We start from the raw sequence: 19982 nt of genomic DNA on the forward strand, positions 1-19982 counted from the left end.
GGACCGCCCTGATGAGCGCGGTCCTCTCCCTCGTCTTCCTCACGGTGATCGGTTTCAGCCTGGACATCGCCATCCGCAACCGGATCCACGACCACCTCTTCATGGAAACCCAGCGGGTGGCCACCGACTGGATCTCCTCGATGGGCTCCGGCGGCGTCCCCGAGCCGCCCGCCGGGCACAAGGACCTGGTGCAGCTCGTCGACTCCCGCAACCGTGTGATCACCGCCAGCCGGGCGGCGCGCGGCCTGCCCCCGCTGACCACCCCCTTCCCCACGGGCCAGGACCCGCTGCAGTACCGGATCGACTGCCCGGATGAGGGCCGGTGCGTCGTGCTCACCGCCGTACGGGTCCTGCCGATGCAGTCCCGGCTGTTCTGGGACGGCGAGCCGCACGCCGTCTACGCGGGGAGGACCGAGCCCGGCCTCCTGGCCTCGCGACGGCTGGAGCTGTTCATCGGGATCGGAGTGCTGCTGATGACCGCCGGATGGACCTGGGCGAGCTGGCGCGTCGCGGGCCGCACGCTGCGCCCGGTCAGGGAGATTCGCGAGAGGGTGACCGAGATCAGCGTCCGCGACCTGACCCTGCGCGTCCCCCAGCCGTCCGGGCGCGACGAGATCGCCGAACTCGCGCGGGCCTCCAACCACCTGCTCGAACACCTCGACACCTCGGTGCGCCAGCAGAAGCACTTCGCCTCGATGGTCTCCCACGAGCTGCGCAGCCCGCTCGCCGGGCTGCGCACGCAGCTGGAGGAGGCCCTGCTCTACCGCGAGGAGACCGATCCGTACGAGACGATCCGTACGGCGGTGCGCACCACGGAGAGGTGCCAGGCGATCATCGACGAGATGCTCACGGTCGCCCGCGTCCGCACGGCCGCGACAGGCGAACCCGAACTGGTCAGCCTCGGCGCGCTCGCGCGGGAGGAGGCCGCCGCCCGGACGGACGGCGTGCCCGTGCACGTCGATGTCGAGGACGAGGTGACCGTCCTCGGCAACCGGGTCCAGCTGTGCGGCGTGCTGACCAACCTGATGGTCAACGCCCAGCGCCACGCGTGCAGCAGGGTCGACGTCACGGTGGGGCGGGCCGGGGGCGAGGCGGTCGTCACCGTGCTCGACGACGGCGACGGCATCGCGCCGGAGGACCGCGAGCGGGTCTTCGAGCCGTTCGTCCGTCTGAAGGAAGGCCGCCGTCGCGACCCCAAGGGCACCGGGCTGGGCCTCGCCCTTTGCCGCGTCACGGCGGACACGCACCACGGGACGCTGCGCGTCGAGGACTCCCCACGCGGCGCCCGCTTCGTCCTGCGCCTGCCGCTGCCCGCGGGCGTGTCACCCGTGGGCGCCGGGCAGGCGCTCAGCCGGTGACACCGCGGCCAGGGTCACCGCGAAGTCGGCGGCGCCGTCGGTGTACCAGCGGCAGACCGCGAACCCGGCCCGGGACAGCTCGTCGAGCACGCCCTCCCTGCGGAACTTGGCGCTGATCTCCGTGCGCATCTCCTCGCCCTCGGCGAAGGCGACCGTGAGGCCGAGCGCCCCGATCGGGACCTTCATGGGCCGGGTGGCCCGCAGCCGCATCTCGATCCAGTCGTTGTCCTCGTCCCACAGCGCGACGTGCTCGAACGCCTCCGGCTCGAAACCGGCGTCCAGCTCCCGGTTGAGCACGTGCAGCACGTTGCGGTTGAAGGCCGCCGTCACACCTCCCGGGTCGTCGTACGCCGCGACCAGCCGCCCCCTGTCCTTCACCAGGTCGGTGCCGAGCAGCAGGGTGTCGCCCGGCCGCAGCGTGGCGCGCAGCTCCTTGAGGAACACCTCCCGCGCGGCGGGCGGGAGGTTGCCGATCGTGCCGCCGAGGAAGGCCACCAGCCGCCGGCCGGTCCTCGGCAGCAGCGCCAGGTGCTGCTCGAAGTCGGCGCGCACCGGCCGCATGTCGAGGCCGGGATAGCGTACGGCGAGCCGCTCCGCCGCCGCCTCCAGCGTGACGTCGTCCACGTCGACCGGCGTGTAGGCCCGCAGCGTGCCCGCGTTGGCCAGCGCGTCGAGCAGGAGCACGGTCTTCTCGCTGGTGCCCGAGCCCAGCTCGACGAGCGTGTCGGCGCGGCTCAGGCCGGCGACGTCGACGGCGCGGCGGCGCAGGATCTCCAGCTCGCGCCGGGTGGGGTAGTACTCCGCCAGCCGGGTGATCCGGGAGAACAGCTCGCTGCCCGCCGCGTCGTAGAACCACTTGGGGGGCAGCCACTTGGGTGACGAGGTGAGCCCGGCACGTACGTCGCTCTCCAGAGCCTGGCGCAGGTAGTCGCCGCCGAGATGGTCCGTGACGCTCATGGTCGCCTCTCAATCGATGGGTGTCACCGAAACGCCGTCGGGGGACGCGAGCAGCAGGCTTCTGTCGGGCACCGCCCGCCAGCCCGGCCGGTCGTCCAGCGGCTCGCTCGCGACGAGCACCCCCTCCTCCAGGTGGGTGAACAACGTGTCGCCCCACGCGACCGCGGCCAGGTGGGAACCTCCCGTGACGAGCAGGTTGAGCCGGGCCTCCGGATCGCCCTCGGCGGCCGCGCCGACGACGGCGGGCAGGACGTCGGCGAGCGGCAGGCCGTCCCGCAACCGGGTGAACACGGCCGCGGCGAGCCACGCCGAGTCGCACACGCTCTCCGCGTCGGCCGCGAGGGGCCGGACGGCCTCGCGCCCGACCCTGCCGTTGTGGCTGAGCAGCCAGGGCCCGTCGGCGAACGGCGCGGTGGCCGTCTCCTCGATCGGCATCCCGGCCGTGGCCGACCGCACCGCCGCGATCAGGCAGGTCGAGCGGGCCGCCGCGGCGAGGCCGGGCAGGTTGGCGTCCGCCCAGACGGGCACCGTACGGCGGTAGCGCACGGGCCGGGACCCGTCGTACCAGCCGAAGCCGAACCCGTCGGCGTTCACCGTGCCGTACTTCTGCAGGCGCGGCGCGTACGACTGGCGCAGCAGGCCGTGCTCGGGGTCGCTGATGAGCGTGGTCAGGGACCGCGCGGGGCCCAGCCACGCCGCGTGGCGGCACATTTCCTCACTCCTCCGAGCGGGCGCAGCGGAACCCGGCGAAGATCTGCCGCCGGAACGGGTAGTCCCAGTTGCGGAAGGTCGTGCGGACGGCGGAGGGATGGGTGGCCCACGATCCGCCGCGCAGCACCCGGTGGGTCTCCCCGAAGAAGACCTTGCTGTACTCCTCGTAGGGGAAGCACCGGTAGCCGGGATAGGGCTGGAACCAGGAGTCGGTCCACTCCCACACGTCCCCGATGAGCTGCTCGACGCCATAGGGGCTCGCGCCGTCCGGGAAGGCCCCGGCGGGGGCGGGCCGGGCCGCGCGGTGGCCGAGGTTGGCCCAGCGCCCGTGGTGGCCGGGGTCGGCCTCGCCCCAGGGGTAGGTGCGGCCGCCGCACGCCTTCTCCCACTCGGCCTCGGTCGGCAGGCGCTTGCCCGCCCAGCGGGCGTACGCGTCCGCCTCGTACCACGAGACGTGCTGCACCGGCTCCTCCGGCGGCACGGGCTCCTCCCGGCCGAACCGGACCCGCCACCAGACGTCGCCGTCGCGCGTCCAGAACAGCGGGGCCTCCACGCCGTTCCGCTCGACCCACTCCCAGCCCTGCGGCAGCCACCAGCGCGGGTCGCGGTAGCCGCCGTCCTCGACGAACTCCAGGTAGGCCCCGTTCGTGACGGGGTGGCGGTCGATCCGGTAGCCCGGCAGGTACAGCCGGTGGGCCGGCCGCTCGTTGTCGTAGGCCCAGGCCACGGTGTCGGTGCCCATCGTGAAGACCCCGGCGGGGATGTGCACCTCGGGATCGGCGGCGGGCCGGCCGGGCGGCAGTTCCCCGTCGCGGACCAGGCCTGGCCGCCGGGACAGCTGGAGCGTGGCGAGCATGGTCTCGTCGTGCTGGTGCTCGTGCTGCAGCACCAGCCCGAAGACGTAACCCCCGGACCGCAGCGGGTCGGGGGCGGTCAGGTCCACCCGGTCGAGCACGTCGAGCACCCGGCCGCGCACGCCGGAGATGTACTTCCTCGCCTCGGCCGGGTCAAGCAGCGGGAGCGACGGCCGGTCCTTGCGCGGATACTTGAACGCGTCGTAGAGGTGGTCGATCTCCGGGCGCAGCGGCTCGATGCCGCCCACCTCGCGCAGCACCCACAGCTCCTCGTAGTTGCCGACGTGGGCGAGGTCCCAGACCAGCGGCGACATCAGGAGCGAGTGCTGCCGCACGAGCATGTCGTCGTCGGCGTCGGTGTAGGCGAGCGACCGCTCGCGTACGGCGGCGAGCTCGGCCGCGATCCGCTCCTTCAGGCCGGTCGGGCCGGCGGCAGCCAGGGCCGCGTCGAGATCGGTCACGCGAACATCTCCTCCATCTGGTCGGCGGCCGGCGATCGGCCGGATTCGATGTGCCGAGAGGCGAACGCGCGGACCCGGGCGACCAGCGAGGGCTCGGCCCCGAGGCGGGGCAGGGCCTCGGCGGCGGCGGCGAAGCAGACCGAGGCGGAGCGGCGCAGGTGGGGGTCGGCGAGACCGAGACGGGCGGCGTCCGCCCACCGGTGGGCGCTCGGCCGGGCCGCCTCCATCGCGATCCCGGCGGCCCGGTCGTCGGTGACGAGCGCGTGGACGACGGCCACGCACACGGGCCACTCGGTGGCCCCCTGCGCGTCGAGGTAGCGCACCTCCAGCCAGCCCCGGGGCCGTACAGGCGGGAAGAGCGTGGTGGCGTGGTAGGCGAGGTCGGCATGCCCGGGGGGCCGCCCGGCCACGCGGGCGAAATCACGGAACGCCGAGCCGTCGAGGACGGGCCGGAGACCGCCGGCCTCCCGGACCAGCATCAGGCGGGCGTCGAGGAGGTAGCGCGCCCAGTCGCCGGCCGGGTCGCCGCTCTGCGCGACCGGCGCGGTCCTGCTCGGGTCGAGCCTGCCCCACACGGCCTGGCGTCCGCAGGCCCACCCGTCGGCGGGCGAGTTGGCGAAGGCCGCGACCAGCACCGGGCCGAGCACGTGGGCCCGTTCCCAGCGGGCGTGGTGATCCTCGCCGAAGTCCAGGTTGACCTGGATCGACGCCGTCGAGCACATCATCGTCAGGCCGTGCGGCCGCTCCAGGACCGCGGCCATCGCCTCATATCTGGGCTCTCGTAACTGCCGCAGGCGCGGGCGCAGGGTGTCCAGGCCACGGCCGCCCAGGCGCAGCCCGGCCCGGGCGAGCGCGAGCCGTACGGCGTCGACGTCGGCGGCGAGCTTCGCGACGGCGGCTGGCAGGACGTCCGGCGGGGCGGACAGTTCGAGCTGCCCGCCGGGCTCGAACGTCACCCGGCTGCCGCCCGGAAGGGCGGGGAGCGCGCTCGCGGTCCGGGCGATGGGGACATGAAGGGCGGGGTTGTCCGCGTCGAAGACCAGGAACTCCAGCTCGACGCCCAACCGGTCGGAGGTGACCCCGCGGAAACAGTCCCGCGCGTACCTCTGCACGTCGGTCATTCGCCCCCCAACGGGCCGATGTTTACGTGACTCAGTCGTGCCGAGTCAACTTTCCCCGTAATGCCCCCTTTCAACCTGAAACCCACCGAAACGGCGCGTTGACACAGGTCACCGCTGACGTCGACGAGAGCCCATGGTGGCCGTACGGGACAGCAAGGACCGCTCGGGCCCGGTCCTGGCCTTCACTCCGAGCGAGTGGAGCGCCTTCGACCGCGTCCAGGCCGTCCGTTACGCCTGCGAGCCGGGCGTCGTCCGCCCCCGGAACGCCCCTCCGTGAGCCGGTAGCGTAGGTGCACATGACAGCTTTCGACTCCACCTCGGGTGCGTACGGCATCGGCCTCGCCACGATCGCCGCGGACGGCACCGTGCTGGACACCTGGTTCCCCTTCCCGGCGCTGGGCGAGCCCCCGGCTGTGGGCACCGAGCCGATCGCGGGCGACGACCTCGGCGAGGGCATGGCGGACCTGGTCGGCCCCGACCCCGCCCGGGGCGTCGAGGTCGTGGCCGTGCGCACCGGCATCGCCGACCTGTCGGCCCCGCCGACCGACGCGCACGACGCGTACCTGCGCCTGCACCTGCTGTCCCACCGCCTGGTCCGGCCGCGCGCGCTCAACCTCGACGGAATCTTCGGGCTACTGGCCAACGTCGTGTGGACCAACCACGGCCCGTGCAGGGTGGAGGGCTTCGAGGAGGTGCGGCTGCGCCTGCGCGCCCGGGGCCCGGTGACCGTGTACGGCGTGGACAAGTTCCCCCGGATGGTCGACTACGTGCTGCCGGCCGGGGTGCGGATCGCCGACGCCGACCGCGTACGGCTCGGCGCCCACCTGGCGAGCGGCACCACCGTCATGCACGAGGGCTTCGTCAACTACAACGCCGGCACGCTCGGCGCCTCCATGGTGGAGGGCCGCATCTCGGCGGGGGTCGTCGTGGGCGACGGATCCGACGTGGGCGGCGGCGCCTCGATCATGGGGACGCTGTCCGGCGGCGGCAAGGAGGTCATCTCGATCGGCGAGCGCTGCCTGCTCGGGGCCAACTCCGGCATCGGGATCTCGCTCGGCGACGACTGCGTGGTGGAGGCCGGGCTGTACGTCACGGCGGGCACCAAGGTCACGCTGCCGGACGGGACGGTCGTGAAGGCGAGGGAGCTGTCGGGCAAGTCGGGTCTGCTGCTGCGCCGCAACTCGACGACAGGAGCGGTCGAGGCGGTGTCCCGCGACAGCAGGGGCATCGAGCTCAACGCGGCGCTGCACGCCAACGACTGACCCACCCTGAGATGACCCTGAGTCTGCCCTGAACTTGGGCTTCAGCCCTGGGAACGGCGGGAGGGCGGACCGTACGGTGAAGGCATGGGACGCATTCTCCTCATCGCCGCCGCCGTCATCGTCGGGTTCTTCCTTCTCGGTTCCGTCATCGGGCTCCTCTTCGGCGCCCTGAAGTGGGTTCTGATCATCGGTGCGATCGCGCTGATCGTGTCGGTGGTGTTCAAGCTCACCCGGAGCAGCAGGTCGAACCACTACTCCTGACCGGCCCCATGGCCGGAGAACAAGGACCGGAAAACAGGGCCGGAAAACAGGGGCGGGCCCCGCCGCGGATGCGGCGGGGCCCGCTGTCACTCGCGCCTCGTGTTACGAGAGGGGCGGGTAGGCGTTCTGCATGAGCTGCTGGAACTGGGCGGAGAACCAGTGGCCCGAGACCGGAGCGTTCGGCAGGGCACCGGACATGTTGTTGCCGTTCAGGCTGTTACCGGTGTAGGTCGGGTCACACATCCGGTCGAAGCCCTTGCCCTCGTCGTTCTCGATCGCCGAGCTGGCACCGTCGGACTCACCCGGCGGCTTGATCCAGACGTAGGCGTCGAAACCGGTGGCGGGGTTCGCCCTCGGCCGCTCGCCCATACCGGCGCCGGACTGGTTGCACCAGTTGCCGGCGTGGATCCGGCGGTCGACGCGCGACTCGTTGACGAAGGTGTCCACGTTGGTGGACGTGCTCGGCCCGGTCGGACGGGCCGAGCCGCCCCAGCCGTTGCGGGAGGTGTCGACCAGCATGCCGATGGTGTTCGGGAAGCCCTTCGCCACCAGGGCGTTGCGGAGACCGGTCGCGAAGGACGACTCGTCCACGTACCAGTTCCAGTCGATCCAGTGGGACTGGCGCACCGACTGGCCGTTCACCGTGGTGTTGATGTTGAAGTACGGCTCGGTCAGCGCGGAGGCGTTGGCCGTGTTGACGATGAAGCCGTCAATGCTGTTCACACCGGCGGTGGTGCCGGTGGCGACCTGGTGGAAGAGGTTCACCATCGGCTGGAAGTTGGTGTCCCAGCCGAGCCAGGCGTGGTGAGCCGCGTCCACGTAGGTGTACACGTTGCTCATCGCGTGCAGCTTGTTCAGCGCGTACTGCACGCCCTGGACGTAGGCGCCCGAGGACTGGGCCTCCTGGCACGCCTGGAAGTTGTTGACGTTGGTGATCAGGTTCGGCAGCGAGTCGGGCTCGATGATCGTCACGATGCGGAGGTTCGAGTACTTCGAGTCGGCCATGATCCCGGCGATCACGTCGATGTACTCGCTCTTGTACCGTGCGAGGCCGTTCTGCGAGACCTTCAGCTCGCCGTTGGAGGCGAGCGCCGAACAGTCGCGGTTCGGCAGGTCGTAGATGACGACCTGGATCGTGAGAGGCGCGCTGCCGTTGGCCGCGTCCTGCTCGACCGCCTCGTCGAGGTGGTCACGCAGGCCCATGCTGTTGTTGCCGGCCGAACCGGAGCTGATCGCGGCGATGCGGTCCAGCCAGACCGCCGTGGAGACGTTGGCCACCCGCGAGCCGCCCGGCTCGGACCTGGCGCTGGCCGACCAGTCCGGGTTCACGTAGCCCGTGGCGCCGGCGTACGGGTTGTCCACGTGGGTCCCGGGCGGCTGCGGCGAGTACGACGGGGAGGGGGACGCCGACGGAGAGACCCTCGGAGAGGGCGAGGCCGACGGGGAGACCCGCGGCGAGGGAGAGGCGGACGGGGAGACCCTGGGGGAGGGCGAGGCGGACGGAGAGGCCGAGGGCGACGGCGACGGCGACGGCGACTGCGGGGTGCCGTTGCAGGACACACCGTTGATCTTGAAGTCGGTCGGCGCCGGGTTGCTTCCGGACCAGGTGCCGTTGAAGCCGATGCTCGTCGAGCCGCCGGTGGACAGGGACTTGTTCCAGTCCATGGCGGTCACGGTCACGTTGCTGCCCGACTGGCTCCAGTTGCCGGACCAGCCCTGGCTGACCTTCTGGCCGCTGTTCGGGAACGTGAAGGCGAGGGTCCAGCCGTTGAGGGCGTCGCCCAGGTTCTGAATGGTCAGGTTGACGGACATGCCGCCCTGCCACTCACTGGCGGAGTAGTTGACTTTGCAGGAGACCGCGGCACTCGCCGAGGTGGCGGTTGCGACGGCCGCCGTGGAACCGAGCGCGAGCACGGCCGCCGCGACCAGGCCGCGGCGCACCGTGGAGCTCACGGCTCCCGGTCGGGGGGTGGATCTCATTGGGAAGGTCCTCCTGGCGATGAATTCTGCGCTTGGGAGCGCTCCCACGAACCATAGGCACCACCTCCGGCGCCGTACAGAGACGCGTCAAGGGCGGATGTGCGGATAAGTCGCGCCCCGGCGTTCACCCGGCGTCCGAGCAGGGATTCCGTCGCGCCGTTACGGCTGAAGTCACCTGCGTGTTTCGTGAAAGTTTCACCCATTCGCAGCGAAACGCGTGGCCAGGGGCCGGATATCCCCGTCCAGACCGCTCCCGACGTGCGGCGGCGGGAAACCGGACACGCCGGTGCGACCCGGCGGATGCGCGCGCCCCGGAAGGCGATGCGGGGAACACCGCCCCTCCCTGCTCACAAGGGGATGCGGGCCGGCGGGTAACATCCGTGAGTCACACATATCGCGAATGGGGATCGTCATGACCGTCAAAGTGACCGTCACCGGCGCAGCCGGCCAGATCGGTTACGCGCTGCTCTTCCGCGTCGCCTCGGGCCAGCTCCTCGGGCCTGACATCCCGGTGAAGCTCAGCCTTCTGGAGATTCCACAGGCCGTCAAGGCGGCCGAGGGCACCGCGATGGAGCTCGACGACTGCGCGTTCCCGCTGCTGCAGGGCATCGAGATCTCCGACGACCCGGCCAAGGCCTTCGACGGCGCCAGCGTCGCGCTGCTCGTCGGCGCCCGCCCGCGGACGAAGGGCATGGAGCGCGGCGACCTTCTCGAGGCCAACGGCGGCATCTTCGGCCCGCAGGGCAGGGCCATCAACGAGCACGCGGCCGACGACATCCGTGTGCTCGTCGTGGGCAACCCCGCCAACACCAACGCGCTCATCGCGCAGTCCGCGGCCCCCGACGTGCCGGCCGAGCGGTTCACCGCGATGACCCGCCTCGACCACAACCGCGCGCTGTCGCAGCTCGCGGCCAAGTTGAACGTGCCGGTGGCCGAGATCAGGAAGATGACGATCTGGGGCAACCACTCCGCCACGCAGTACCCGGACCTCTTCCACGCCGAGGTCGGCGGCAAGATCGCGGCCGAGCAGGTCGAGCAGGAGTGGCTGCGCGACACCTTCATCCCGACCGTCGCCAAGCGCGGCGCCGCCATCATCGAGGCGCGCGGCGCGTCCTCGGCGGCGTCCGCGGCCAACGCGGCGATCGACCACGTGCACGACTGGGTGAACGGCACCCCCGAGGGCGACTGGACCTCGGCCGCCATCCCGTCCGACGGCTCCTACGGCGTGCCGGAGGGTCTCATCTCCTCCTTCCCGGTGGTGTCCCGGAACGGCCGCTGGGAGATCATCCAGGGCCTGGAGATCGACGCGTTCTCCCGCGAGCGGATCGACGCCTCGGTGAACGAGCTGGTCGAGGAGCGCGACGCCGTGCGGGCTCTCGGTCTCATCTGACGATCGCGCACACGCGAGGGGCGGGCCCGCACGGGCCCGCCCCTCGCGTCGTCCCGGGTTCCCCGCGCGTGGTACGGCTCCGCCTGCCTGGGCAGTTGACGGGCATGGACGGGATGTACGACGTGGTGGTGCTCGGGCTGGGACCCGGCGGTGAGGACGTCGCGGGACGGCTCGCCGAGGCCGGCCTCAGCGTCGCCGGCGTGGAGGCCGGTCTGATCGGGGGCGAGTGCGCCTACTGGGGCTGCGTCCCCTCCAAGATCATGGTGCGCGCCGCGGGACTGCTGGCCGAGGCGCGGCGGGTGCCCGGCATGGCCGGCTCGGTCCGGGTCTCCCCCAGGTGGGCCCCGGTGATCGAGCGGATCAGCGCAGAGGCCACCGACGGCTGGAGCGACGACGCCAGGGCGGAGCATTTCGAGAGCGCGGGCGTCCACCTGGTGCGTGGCCGCGGCCGGATCACCGGGCCGCGGGAGGTGACCGTGGACGGCCGGGTGCTACGCGCGCGGCGCGGGATCGTCCTCGCCACCGGGACCAGCCCCGCCATCCCCCCGATCGACGGCCTGGAGGGCACGCCGTACTGGACGAACCGGGACGCCGTCGCGACGCGGCAGGTGCCCGAGTCGCTGATCGTGCTCGGCGGCGGGGCGGTCGGCTGCGAACTCGCCCAGGTGTTCGCCCGGTTCGGCACGCGGGTGTCGGTCGTGGAGGCCGCCGACCGCCTGCTCGCGCAGGAGGAGCCGGAGGCCGGCGTGCTGCTGGCCAGGGTGTTCGCCGGCGAGGGCCTCGAAACGCACACCGGCGTCGCGGCCGAGCGGGTGCGGCACGACGAGGACGGCTTCACGCTCACGCTGGAGGACGGCCGGACCCTCCGCGCCGTACGGCTGCTGGTCGCCACCGGGCGCAGCACCGACCTGGCCGCGATCGGCGCCGGCGACGCCGGCCTCGACGAGAACGCCCGGTTCGTCGCCGTGGACGGACGGATGCGGGCCGCCGACGGCGTGTGGGCGGTGGGCGACGTCACCGGCCGGGGGGCGTACACGCACGTCGCCGTCTACCAGGGCAGGATCGCCGCCCGCGACATCCTCGGCGAGGGCGGCCCGCCGGCCGACTACCGGGCGGTGCCCCGGGTCACGTTCACCGACCCCGAGGTGGCCTCGGTCGGCCTGACGGAGCGGGCGGCCCAGGAGGCCGGGATCGACGTGCGGACGGGCATCGCCTCCGTCAGCGAGTCGGCCCGGGGCTGGATCCACGGGGCCGGGCACGAGGGCTTCGTCAAGCTGGTGGAGGACGCGCGGCGCGGCGTGCTGGTCGGCGCCACGAGCGCCGGGCCGGCCGGCGGGGAGGTGCTCGGCGCCCTCGTGGTGGCGGTGCAGAACGAGATCCCCACGGCGCGGCTGCGGCACATGATGTACGCCTATCCGACCTTCCACCGGGCCATCGAGGACGCGCTCGAAGCGCTCGGCGGCCAGGCGTACGCGGCGGACCTGTGACGGAACCGGCCTCGCCGCCGACACGGACAGGGCCACCAGCGCCGCCATGTCGGAGACGACGGTGATGCGCTGGGTGAGCCCGGCCGGCACCGCCCCGGGATCGAGATGCAGCATCTGGAAGGCGTACGGCAGGACCACGAGGAGCAGCGAGCCGAGCGCGACGGCGCACAGCGCGCGCACCAGGCGCGAGTGGGTGGCCCGGGCGACGAGCAGCCCGGCCACCGGCAGGCTGGCGAAGGCGACGAAGGCGGCATAGCGGTGGATGTTGCCGGAGAGCGACAGCGGCAGCCCCAGCGGGTCCGTCGGGAACCCGGCCACCAGCAGCAGGCAGGCGCTCCACATGCCCACCAGTAGCGTCGCGCGCCGTTCCAGCCGCCCCAGCCGGTCCAGCCGTACGGCCAGCACGGCCGAGCCCACGGCGATCGACGTCAGCGAGGCCGGCAGCAGCCAGCCCTGCGGCGCGTAGAAATATTGGCTGATCGTCGCCGTGAGCGGGTCGAGCCCGCCCACCAGATGTAACGCGAGCATCGCGGTGGCTCCGAGTGCCACCAGTGCGTATCCCAAGACCATCCCCATGGCTCTTCACTGTGGCCGCGGGGAGGGCGCGGGCCCATCGGAGATCCACCCGAGCCGCCCCTGAGGGATCCCCTAGGGATCTCAGGAGACGTCGGCGGAATCGGCCGGGGCCGTCTCAGGGGTGGAGGCGCGGAACCAGCGGCAGCCGTACCCGCCCATGGGGAAACGGGCCCGCCCGGAGTCGGAGATCTCGACCGTGCCGTCCACCAGCAGGTCGGTCAGCACCTTGGACGAGTCGAGCCCGTCCAGCGTGATCTCCACCTCGACCTCGGTCTCGGCGAGGTTGTGCACGGCCACGACCGTCTCGCCGTCGCAGTCGGCCCGGTGGGCGAACACGGCGTCCACGCCGGCGTCGAGCACGGTGTACTCGCCCCACGCGAACTCCGGGCAGTCGCGGTAGTGCCGGATCAGCCGGGTGATCCACGACAGCAGCGAGTCGGGGTCGCGCTCCTGCGCGCTGACGTTGACCTTCTCGGGTCCGTACTCCCCGGTGGGCATGGGGATCTGCACCTTGGAGGGGTCGGCGTCGCTGAAACCGCCGTTGCGGTGCGGGGTCCACTGCATGGGGGTCCGGACGGCCTGGCGGCCCTCCAGCTCCAGGTTCTCCCCCATGCCGATCTCCTCGCCGTAGAAGAGCACCGGGGTGCCCGGCAGGGAGAACAGCAGGCTGTAGACCATCTTGATCCGTTCCAGGTCGCCGCCCAGCATCGTGGGCAGGCGGCGGCGCAGGCCCCGGCCGAACAGCTGCATGTCCTTGTCCGGGCCGAAGGCCGCGAAGACCTCCTCGCGCTCGGCGTCGTTCAGCTTGTCGAGCGTGAGCTCGTCGTGGTTGCGGACGAACGTCGCCCACTGGGAGTCCTTGGGCGCCTTGGGGCGCTCCCGCAGGGCGGCGGCCAGCGGGCCGGCGTCGTTGCGGGCCAGCGACAGGTACGTCCGCTGCATGGTGATGAAGTCGAAGCACATGGTGATCTCGTCGCCGAGATCGTTGCCGAAGTATCGCACCAGGTCGTCGTACGGCAGGTTCACCTCGCCGAGGAGGATGGCGCTGCCGTCGCGGCGGCTGAGGAAGGCCCGCAGGCAGGCGAAGAACTCGTGCGGGTCGGGCAGATCGCCGCTGTCGGTGACCTGCTCGACGAGGAACGGCACGGCGTCCATCCGGAAGCCCGAAAGGCCCAGCTCCATCCAGAACCCGAGGATCCGGGAGATCTCGTCCTGCACCTCGGGGTTCGCGGTGTTCAGGTCGGGCTGGAACCGGTAGAACCGGTGGTAGTAGTACTGCTCGGTCTTCTCGTCGTACTCCCAGAGGCTGTCCTCCTTGTCGGGGAAGACGATGCCCTTGGGATCGTCGGGCTCCGGCTTGTCGGACCAGATGTACCAGTCCCGATAGCGGGAGTCCCGGCTGGAGCGCGCCTCCTTGAACCAGGGATGTCTGTCGGAGGTGTGGTTGACCACGAGATCGGCGATGACCCTGATGCCGCGGTCCCTGGCCACCCGCATGAACTCCACGAAGTCGCCGAGCGTGCCCAGGCGTGGATCGACGTTGTAGAAGTCGGTGATGTCGTAGCCGTCGTCCTTGTCCGGCGTCGGGAAGAACGGCATCAGCCAGATGCACGTCACGCCCATCCGGTCCAGATGGTCGATGCGCTGGATCGCCCCCCTGAAGTCACCGATCCCGTCGCCGTTGCCGTCGGCGAAGGTCTCGATGTCCAGGCAGTAGACGACCGCGTTCTTCCACCACAGATCGGAGGTCATGCTCAGTCTCATGACCGTTCCCGATGCCCGGCAAAGGGAGGGTAAAACATCGGGCCCGCGCCGCCGGAGCGGCGCGGGCCGATGCGGTACCGCCGGCGCGGCCGGTCACAGCCGCGATGTCACCGTGAGTCACGTCTTAGAGCGGCGTGACCTGTTCGGCCTGCGGTCCCTTGTTTCCCTGAACGGTCACGTAGCTGACTCTCTGGTTCTGGTCCAGCGTCCGATAACCGTTCGAAGTGATCGCCGAATAATGAACGAACACGTCAGCGGTGCCGTCGTCCGGAGCGATGAAACCGAAGCCCTTTTCGGCGTTGAACCACTTGACGGTGCCTTCAGACAACTGCTTCTCCTTCTTGGAAGCTACGCCATGTTCCCAGGTCGGGAGCATGAGGCTGCGTAGCGGATTCGTCGCGCGACCGCGTGAGACGCTGAAATGCGCGCATATCCGCCGCCGGGGCGAACCCGGGTGCGCTTTTTACAAACCATGTTTTCAGGGATTGTCCACTGCGACACTCACAGCCTGTACGGACAGTACCCGCGATTACCCGAGGCTATGCCGGTGCCGCCATGTACCAGCGAGCGTGCCCGTCACCGCGCGTGAGCGAGTCGAGCCGCCGGGGCAGCTCCTGCCGGGAGAACGGGTCGCCGGAGGCGTTCCGGATATGGATGCCCACGGCGTACATGTCCCGCACCTCCATCAGCGTGCCGTAGCCGGGCCACAGCCGCAGGTCCGAGCCGTACGCGCGGGCGAACTCGTCCACGTCGGACGCCGACAGGCCGAAGCGGCGCTGCCCGTGGTAGGTGTGCACCAGGTCCCACTCACGGGGACCGACGGCCACGCCGTCCCAGTCGCACAGCACCACGTGCCCGTCCTGGCAGCGCAGCAGGTTGTCGATCCAGGCGTCGCCGTGCAGCAGTACCGGCGAGCCGGTGTCCAGGTCGCGCCAGCGCCCGGTGAGCTCCTCGATGCGGTCGCTCAGCCAGGACCGCTGGGTGTCGGTGAGCACCTCGGCCCGGTGCTCCACCGCGTGCCGCACCTCGGCGAGGGGGTCGGTGAGCGTCCGCAGCCCCACCGGCGGCACCGGCTCGCGGTGCAGGCTGCGCAGCACCCGGCCGAGCTGCCGGGTCGTCGGGCGGCCGCGGGAGGGGACGTACCGCCAGAAGGTGACCACCCGGCCGTCGTGCACGATCGGCTGGTCGACCTCGTCGGCGGGCCGCACGGTCGGAAAGCCCCGGTCGGCGAGCCAGCGGGCGACCTCCACGACCACCGGCAGCCGGGTCAGCGCGTCCGGCGCGGTCGCGATCCGCACCACCATCTCCCCGCCGGCCACTCTGTTCCCGGCCGCTCTGTTGCCGGCGACAGCGTTCCCGCTCAGTTTGAAGACCGCGTTGCTGCGCAACCGCAGGAGCCGCGCGCCCCGGGCGTCTATTCCGATCTTCGCGCAGACCTCGCGCAGGACCCGGAACGCCTCCTCCGCCAGCGGTGCCGTCTCCATCGTCCTCATGGCGGTTTCAGGCGTTCTCGGCGGGCTCGGCGGTCTCGGCGACGGCGAGGTCCGCAGCCGGGAACAGCCCGCTGAGTGCCAGCGTGGGCGACGACTCCGACAGCACCCGCCGCAGGCGCCGTACGGCGGGCAGCGCGGGGTCGGCGTCCGCCAGCAGGGCCCTGGCCCGGGTGACGACGATCGAGGTGCGGTGTTCGGCGGGCACCTGCCGCAGCGCCTCCGCGGCGATCCTGCACGACTCCTCGTGGTCGCCGTGCCTGGCCAGGTGGCTCGCCTGGTCGAGCAGGATCAGCGCCGGGTCGATGGTCTGGAAACCCGGAGGGAACCCGTCGATGCCCTGCACCTGCTGGGCGTCCCCCAGCTCGATCAGGGTGCCGGTGCGGTAGAACTTCATCCGCTTCTCGGTGAAGACGAAGGCCAGGTCGTCCTGGCTGATGCCGCGCATGCGGGCGAAGATCTGCTCCGCCTCGGCGAGCGCGATCCTGGCCGCCTTGCCGTCTCCCATCCTGGCCAGCGCGCGGGCCTCGGCCGCCGCCGCCAGCGCCGCCGGTGAGCTGGGGGCCGAGCCGGCCAGCATCCGCGCCTCGCGGGCCAGCCGCACCGTCTCGTTCAGGTCGCCGTAGTAGTAGAGGAGCATGGTCTGCTGGGCCCGCACGAGCGCCCGCAGCCGCAGGTCGCCCACGTCGTCGGAGGCGGCGCGGGCGGTGCCGTACCACGCGTGGGCCTGGCGGGTGTCGCCCAGCTTCATCAGCGCGTCGGCGGCGAGCAGAGTGAGCATCGTGGTCGCGGTGAGAAGGCGGCGCTGCACCGACGACGGCTGGCGGACCGCGCTCAGCCGGCGCACGTCGGAGATCTCCAGCATGACCCGGCTGAGCATCGGCGTCGGCGGGGTCGTCATGTACTCCCTGCGGTAGCGCAGCACCTGCTCGTCCAGCCGGTCGAGCTGGTCCTCGTTCACCGTGCCCGCGGCCAGCGTGCGGTCGAGGTCGTGGCGCAGGCCCTCGACCTCGGCGAAGAACCGGCCGCTCGGCGTGCCCATCAGCATCGCCTGGTGGAACAGCGCCCGGCGCTCCGCGTCGTCGGCGGCCGGGTCCTCGGCCCTGGCCTGCTCGGCGGTCTGGCCGGGGCCCACGACGACGATCTTCTGCCCGCCCTGGTCCTCGCAGTAGTCGGCGGCCAGGCCGAGCCGTACGGCGTTGCCCCGGTAGAGCCGGGCCAGCAGGTCGATGGTCTGGGGGCGCGGGCGGGCCCGGTTGTTCTCCCAGGCGTTCAGCAGGTCGATGCTCGCCCGCGGGTGGCCGAGGTTCTGCTGCTCGCACAGGTGCTCCAGCTCCTCGATCGCCTGCCGGGCCGACCACCCGCGGCCGAGCCTGTGCGCCTTCAGCAGGCTGACGCCGCAGCACCCGTGGATCGCCTGGACCGTCTGCCAGAGCGTCCACTGCCGTAGTTGTGCCTGTTCGCGCCAGCGACGCGCGCAAGCGGGTGAGTGCTCTCCGCGGGCCATGTGCACGCCCTCCAGTGGTGAACCGATCCCCGTTCAGGTTGTTTCCCCAAGGTAAACGCGCAGGCACACAACCCCCGGGACTGTTATGCCTTCGTGTTCGCGAACCCGCGTGTCTTCCACGGAATCCCGGTGGGTTACCTGGTTATTGCACGGTTTCGGGAGATCGGGGCGATTGCCGGTGGGTCGTTGCGGGTTCACCCTTTCCGGTGATAGGTCCTGACGTTCCGGAGGCTGACCATGACGACGGTAGAACGCAGCGAGGCGATGGACCACCTGGAGCGGCTCGCCGCGCAGCTCGAGGCCCACTCCTTCCAGGTGCGCCTGACGGCGCCCGCCGGCCTCTATCCACGTCTGCGCGTCGTCAACCCCATGGAGCCCACGATGGCCGAGGACGTGCTCGCCTCCAGCGGCGGCGACGGCGAGTGGTGGTACTGGCTGTCCTGGGCCGGCCGGATCGGGCACGCCTCCGACGTGGTCACCGCCGCCGAACGCATCGCCAGCGTCCTCCACGTGATCCGCCGCTGAATCGCCGGATCGCCGGGGGTCACGCGAACTTCGACTTCGGGCGGTCCTGGAGGACGCCGTCGACGTACACGTCCACCTTCTCGTCGTAGAAGGCGACCAGCCCGGCGATCTTCTGGGACTCCGGGAGCGGCGTGGGGTACGACCAGACGAGGTCCCTGCCGGACTCGTCCTCGCCGACCGACCAGTACACCGCGCGGCCCTTGTACGGGCAGTGCGTGACGGTCTCGGACGGGCGCAGCAGGTCCAGCCGCACGTCGGTCTTCGGCAGGTAGTAGCGCGGCGGCAGACCGGTCTCGAACAGGATGCGCGGGCCGCGCGAGTCGGCGACGGTCACGCCGCCCACCTCCACTCGGACGTGGCGCGAGCTGGGCAGGATGTCCACCCGCGTGTACGGGTCGCGGGCGTGGACGAAGACCTCCTCGTCCTCCTCGAACCAGTTGTCCACCGCGTTCCAGTCGAACCGGACGTGGCCCCGGATCTGCTCCAGCGGCGCGTCGTCTCCGTACACCAGGGCGGCGCCCGCCCGGCCGGCCACGTCGTGGACCGCCGCCTCGCCCCTGCTGGGCGAGTGCCGCGTCTCCCCGGTGGCCTTCAGCTCCTCCACCCGGACGTCGTCCGCCGGGAAGTAGTAGGCCGGGTAGTAGGGAACCTCCCAGACCAGCAGGGCCCGGGTGGTGTCGGCCACCGCCCGCCCCCCGACGTAGACGCGCACGCGCTTGGCCGTCGTCTCCACCCGGACACGGCCCCGTTTCGTCTCCTCCATGCCTGCGCCAACCGACGGGCGGATCGTCCTTATTCCCCGGCCTCACAATCGCCATTTCCCGGTGTGCGGGGCGGGGCCGGCCCGCGCTATCGACAGCGAGCGGATAAGTCGCTTACCCTCGGCTAGGTGGGTCTTCGCCTTCACGATACACATCGCCGCGCCCTCCGCGATTTCGTCCCCCGAATTCCCGGAACGGTGTCGATTTATCTCTGCGGTCCCACCGTCGTCGTCCCGCCACACCTGGGACAGCTCAGATCTCAGGTGAATTTCGACATCCTGCACCGCTGGCTGAAAAGCAGTGGATACGAGGTGTTGCTCTGCCGGAACGTCACCGACATCGAGGACAAGATAATCCACAGGGCCATTTCCGAGGGAGTTCCCTGGTGGCGGATCACCGATCCCGTCCACCGCGCCTTCGTCCGCACGTACACCGCCCTGGGATGCCTTCCGCCCAGCGTGGAGCCGCGGGCGACGGGACACATCCCGGAGATGATCGAGATGGTGGAGCAGCTCGTCGCGTCAGGGCACGCCTACGAGTCCGACGGTGACGTCTATTTCTCGGTCGGCTCCTACCCGCATTACGGGTCCCTCTCCCGGCAGCAGACAAGGCATCTGCGAGCGGCCGAGGACAACGAGCACGGAAAGCGCGACCCGCGCGATTTCGCGCTGTGGAAGAGCGCCAAGCCCGGCGAGCCGGTGTGGAACTCACCCTGGGGCGACGGGCGCCCGGGGTGGCACCTGGAATGCTCCGCGATGGCCCGCAGATATCTGGGCACGGAATTCGACATCCACGGCGGCGGAGCCAATCTCATATTCCCGCACCACGAGAACGAGATGGCCCAGTCGCGGGCCGCCGGGGATTCGTTCGCACGCTTCTGGCTGCACAATGGACCGGTGACGCACCGGGGCGAGAAGATACGCAAACATCTCCGCAACCCATTGGCCGTCCCGGCCCTGCTCGACCGCGTACGGCCGGCCGAACTCCGCTATTACCTGGCGGCCGCCCATTACCGGTCGCCGGTGGAATTCAGCCCCGACGCCCTGGACGAGGCGGCGGCCGCCTTCCGGCGGATCGAGAGGTTCGTGCTGCGGGTGGCCTCAGACGCCGCCGCGTCCCTTCCCCCGCAGTTCAGCGAGGCCATGGACAACGACCTGAACGTGCCGCAGGCCCTCGCGGCCGTCCACGGCGCGGTGGCCGAGGGCAACGCCGCACTGGCGTCCGGAGATCACCGGAGGGCGGCCGGGAAATGCCGCACGGTCCGGGCCATGCTGAATGTGCTCGGCCTGGATCCGCTCAACGACAGCTGGCATCGGGAATCGCATCTCCAGGAAGTCGCCGGGGGCGTGCTCCGGGTGGTCCGGAATCTCGCCGCCGCCAGCGCCCGGCAGGGAGATCACGAGCGTGCGCGGATCACCGAGCAGCACATCGAGAGGGCGCTCGCTAAACGGCGCCAAATCGAGCACCCCGCGCTTATCAGATAGATCTTGGTCGTCCGGGCTCCCTGGAGCACGGAC

At 71.1% G+C, this 19982-nt stretch carries 18 protein-coding genes and 1 pseudogene; 8 read left to right on the forward strand and 11 right to left on the reverse strand.

Annotated features, from left to right (window positions below; translation table 11 throughout):
* Positions 1-11: 11 nt before the first annotated feature.
* Positions 12-1358: a sensor histidine kinase gene (locus tag FLX07_RS24560; RefSeq protein ID WP_167748379.1), complete on the forward strand. Its 1347-nt coding sequence runs from the start codon at positions 12-14 to the stop codon at positions 1356-1358.
* Here FLX07_RS24560 and egtD read toward each other — a convergent pair.
* From egtD to FLX07_RS24580, 4 genes are read right to left on the reverse strand one after another with little or no spacing between them, the layout of a single operon-like run.
* A complete protein-coding gene (gene egtD / locus FLX07_RS24565; protein WP_142573813.1) occupies positions 1323-2315 on the reverse strand; it encodes an L-histidine N(alpha)-methyltransferase in 993 nt (330 codons plus the stop codon). The genes FLX07_RS24560 and egtD overlap by 36 nt on opposite strands.
* A 9-nt stretch (positions 2316-2324) precedes the next feature.
* A complete protein-coding gene (gene egtC, locus FLX07_RS24570; protein WP_142573815.1) occupies positions 2325-3026 on the reverse strand; it encodes an ergothioneine biosynthesis protein EgtC in 702 nt (233 codons plus the stop codon).
* Positions 3027-3030: 4 nt separating this feature from the next.
* Entirely contained in the window at positions 3031-4341 is a 1311-nt protein-coding gene (egtB, locus tag FLX07_RS24575; protein WP_229689718.1) for an ergothioneine biosynthesis protein EgtB, read from the reverse strand.
* Positions 4338-5462 carry a glutamate-cysteine ligase family protein gene (locus FLX07_RS24580; protein ID WP_142573816.1) on the reverse strand — a complete coding sequence of 375 codons (1125 nt, stop codon included), beginning with the start codon at positions 5460-5462 and terminating at the stop codon, positions 4338-4340. Before FLX07_RS24580 ends, egtB begins: the two co-directional genes overlap by 4 nt.
* A gap of 133 nt (positions 5463-5595) precedes the next feature.
* On the opposite strand from FLX07_RS24580, the gene FLX07_RS24585 reads away from it, so the two are divergent.
* The 3 genes from FLX07_RS24585 (at position 5596) to FLX07_RS36620 (ending at position 6985) form a co-directional block, all read left to right on the forward strand.
* On the forward strand, positions 5596-5739 hold the full coding sequence (locus FLX07_RS24585) for a DUF397 domain-containing protein (protein ID WP_142573818.1): 144 nt from the start codon (positions 5596-5598) through the stop codon (positions 5737-5739).
* A 19-nt stretch (positions 5740-5758) separates the two neighbouring features.
* The gene (dapD, locus tag FLX07_RS24590; RefSeq protein ID WP_142573820.1) at positions 5759-6724 is read left to right on the forward strand and encodes a 2,3,4,5-tetrahydropyridine-2,6-dicarboxylate N-succinyltransferase; all 966 of its coding nucleotides are present in this window, start codon (positions 5759-5761) and stop codon (positions 6722-6724) included.
* A gap of 84 nt (positions 6725-6808) precedes the next feature.
* Positions 6809-6985: a hypothetical protein gene (locus tag FLX07_RS36620; RefSeq protein ID WP_167748377.1), complete on the forward strand. Its 177-nt coding sequence runs from the start codon at positions 6809-6811 to the stop codon at positions 6983-6985.
* 102 nt (positions 6986-7087) lie between these two features.
* Here FLX07_RS36620 and FLX07_RS24595 read toward each other — a convergent pair whose 3' ends face one another.
* On the reverse strand, positions 7088-8965 hold the full coding sequence (locus tag FLX07_RS24595; protein WP_142573822.1) for a glycoside hydrolase family 6 protein: 1878 nt from the start codon (positions 8963-8965) through the stop codon (positions 7088-7090).
* A 412-nt stretch (positions 8966-9377) separates the two neighbouring features.
* Between FLX07_RS24595 and FLX07_RS24600 the strand changes: the two genes are divergently transcribed.
* Entirely contained in the window at positions 9378-10355 is a 978-nt protein-coding gene (locus FLX07_RS24600) for a malate dehydrogenase (protein ID WP_142573824.1), read from the forward strand.
* 104 nt (positions 10356-10459) lie between these two features.
* Positions 10460-11842, forward strand: a complete 1383-nt coding sequence (locus FLX07_RS24605) for a dihydrolipoyl dehydrogenase family protein (protein ID WP_142574027.1) — start codon at positions 10460-10462, stop codon at positions 11840-11842.
* Between the two features lie 81 nt (positions 11843-11923).
* Here the strand turns inward: FLX07_RS24605 and FLX07_RS38885 are convergent.
* From FLX07_RS38885 to FLX07_RS24630, 5 genes and pseudogenes are all read right to left on the reverse strand, one after another.
* Positions 11924-12418, reverse strand: a pseudogene (locus FLX07_RS38885) (DUF998 domain-containing protein); the annotation flags it as partial.
* Positions 12419-12499: 81 nt separating this feature from the next.
* Entirely contained in the window at positions 12500-14170 is a 1671-nt protein-coding gene (locus tag FLX07_RS24615; protein ID WP_223853867.1) for an alpha-amylase family protein, read from the reverse strand.
* A gap of 136 nt (positions 14171-14306) precedes the next feature.
* A complete protein-coding gene (locus FLX07_RS24620) occupies positions 14307-14510 on the reverse strand; it encodes a cold-shock protein (RefSeq protein WP_030511616.1) in 204 nt (67 codons plus the stop codon).
* A gap of 211 nt (positions 14511-14721) precedes the next feature.
* Entirely contained in the window at positions 14722-15666 is a 945-nt protein-coding gene (locus tag FLX07_RS24625) for an aminoglycoside phosphotransferase family protein (protein WP_223853868.1), read from the reverse strand.
* A gap of 16 nt (positions 15667-15682) precedes the next feature.
* Positions 15683-17179 (reverse strand): NsdA family TPR-like regulatory protein, encoded by a 1497-nt coding sequence (locus tag FLX07_RS24630; RefSeq protein ID WP_223853869.1) that lies wholly within the window; start codon positions 17177-17179, stop codon positions 15683-15685.
* 237 nt (positions 17180-17416) lie between these two features.
* On the opposite strand from FLX07_RS24630, the gene FLX07_RS24635 reads away from it, so the two are divergent.
* Positions 17417-17704, forward strand: a complete 288-nt coding sequence (locus FLX07_RS24635; protein ID WP_142573831.1) for a hypothetical protein — start codon at positions 17417-17419, stop codon at positions 17702-17704.
* A gap of 19 nt (positions 17705-17723) precedes the next feature.
* Here FLX07_RS24635 and FLX07_RS24640 read toward each other — a convergent pair whose 3' ends face one another.
* Positions 17724-18467 carry a DUF427 domain-containing protein gene (locus tag FLX07_RS24640; RefSeq protein ID WP_142573833.1) on the reverse strand — a complete coding sequence of 248 codons (744 nt, stop codon included), beginning with the start codon at positions 18465-18467 and terminating at the stop codon, positions 17724-17726.
* Positions 18468-18593: 126 nt separating this feature from the next.
* Here FLX07_RS24640 and cysS point away from each other — a divergent pair, with 126 nt between their 5' ends.
* The gene (gene cysS, locus FLX07_RS24645) at positions 18594-19949 is read left to right on the forward strand and encodes a cysteine--tRNA ligase (protein WP_142573836.1); all 1356 of its coding nucleotides are present in this window, start codon (positions 18594-18596) and stop codon (positions 19947-19949) included.
* Positions 19950-19982: the final 33 nt, after the last annotated feature.

The sequence above is a fragment of the Microbispora bryophytorum genome, from assembly GCF_006874465.1.
Taxonomy (GTDB): Bacteria; Actinomycetota; Actinomycetes; order Streptosporangiales; family Streptosporangiaceae; genus Microbispora; species Microbispora bryophytorum.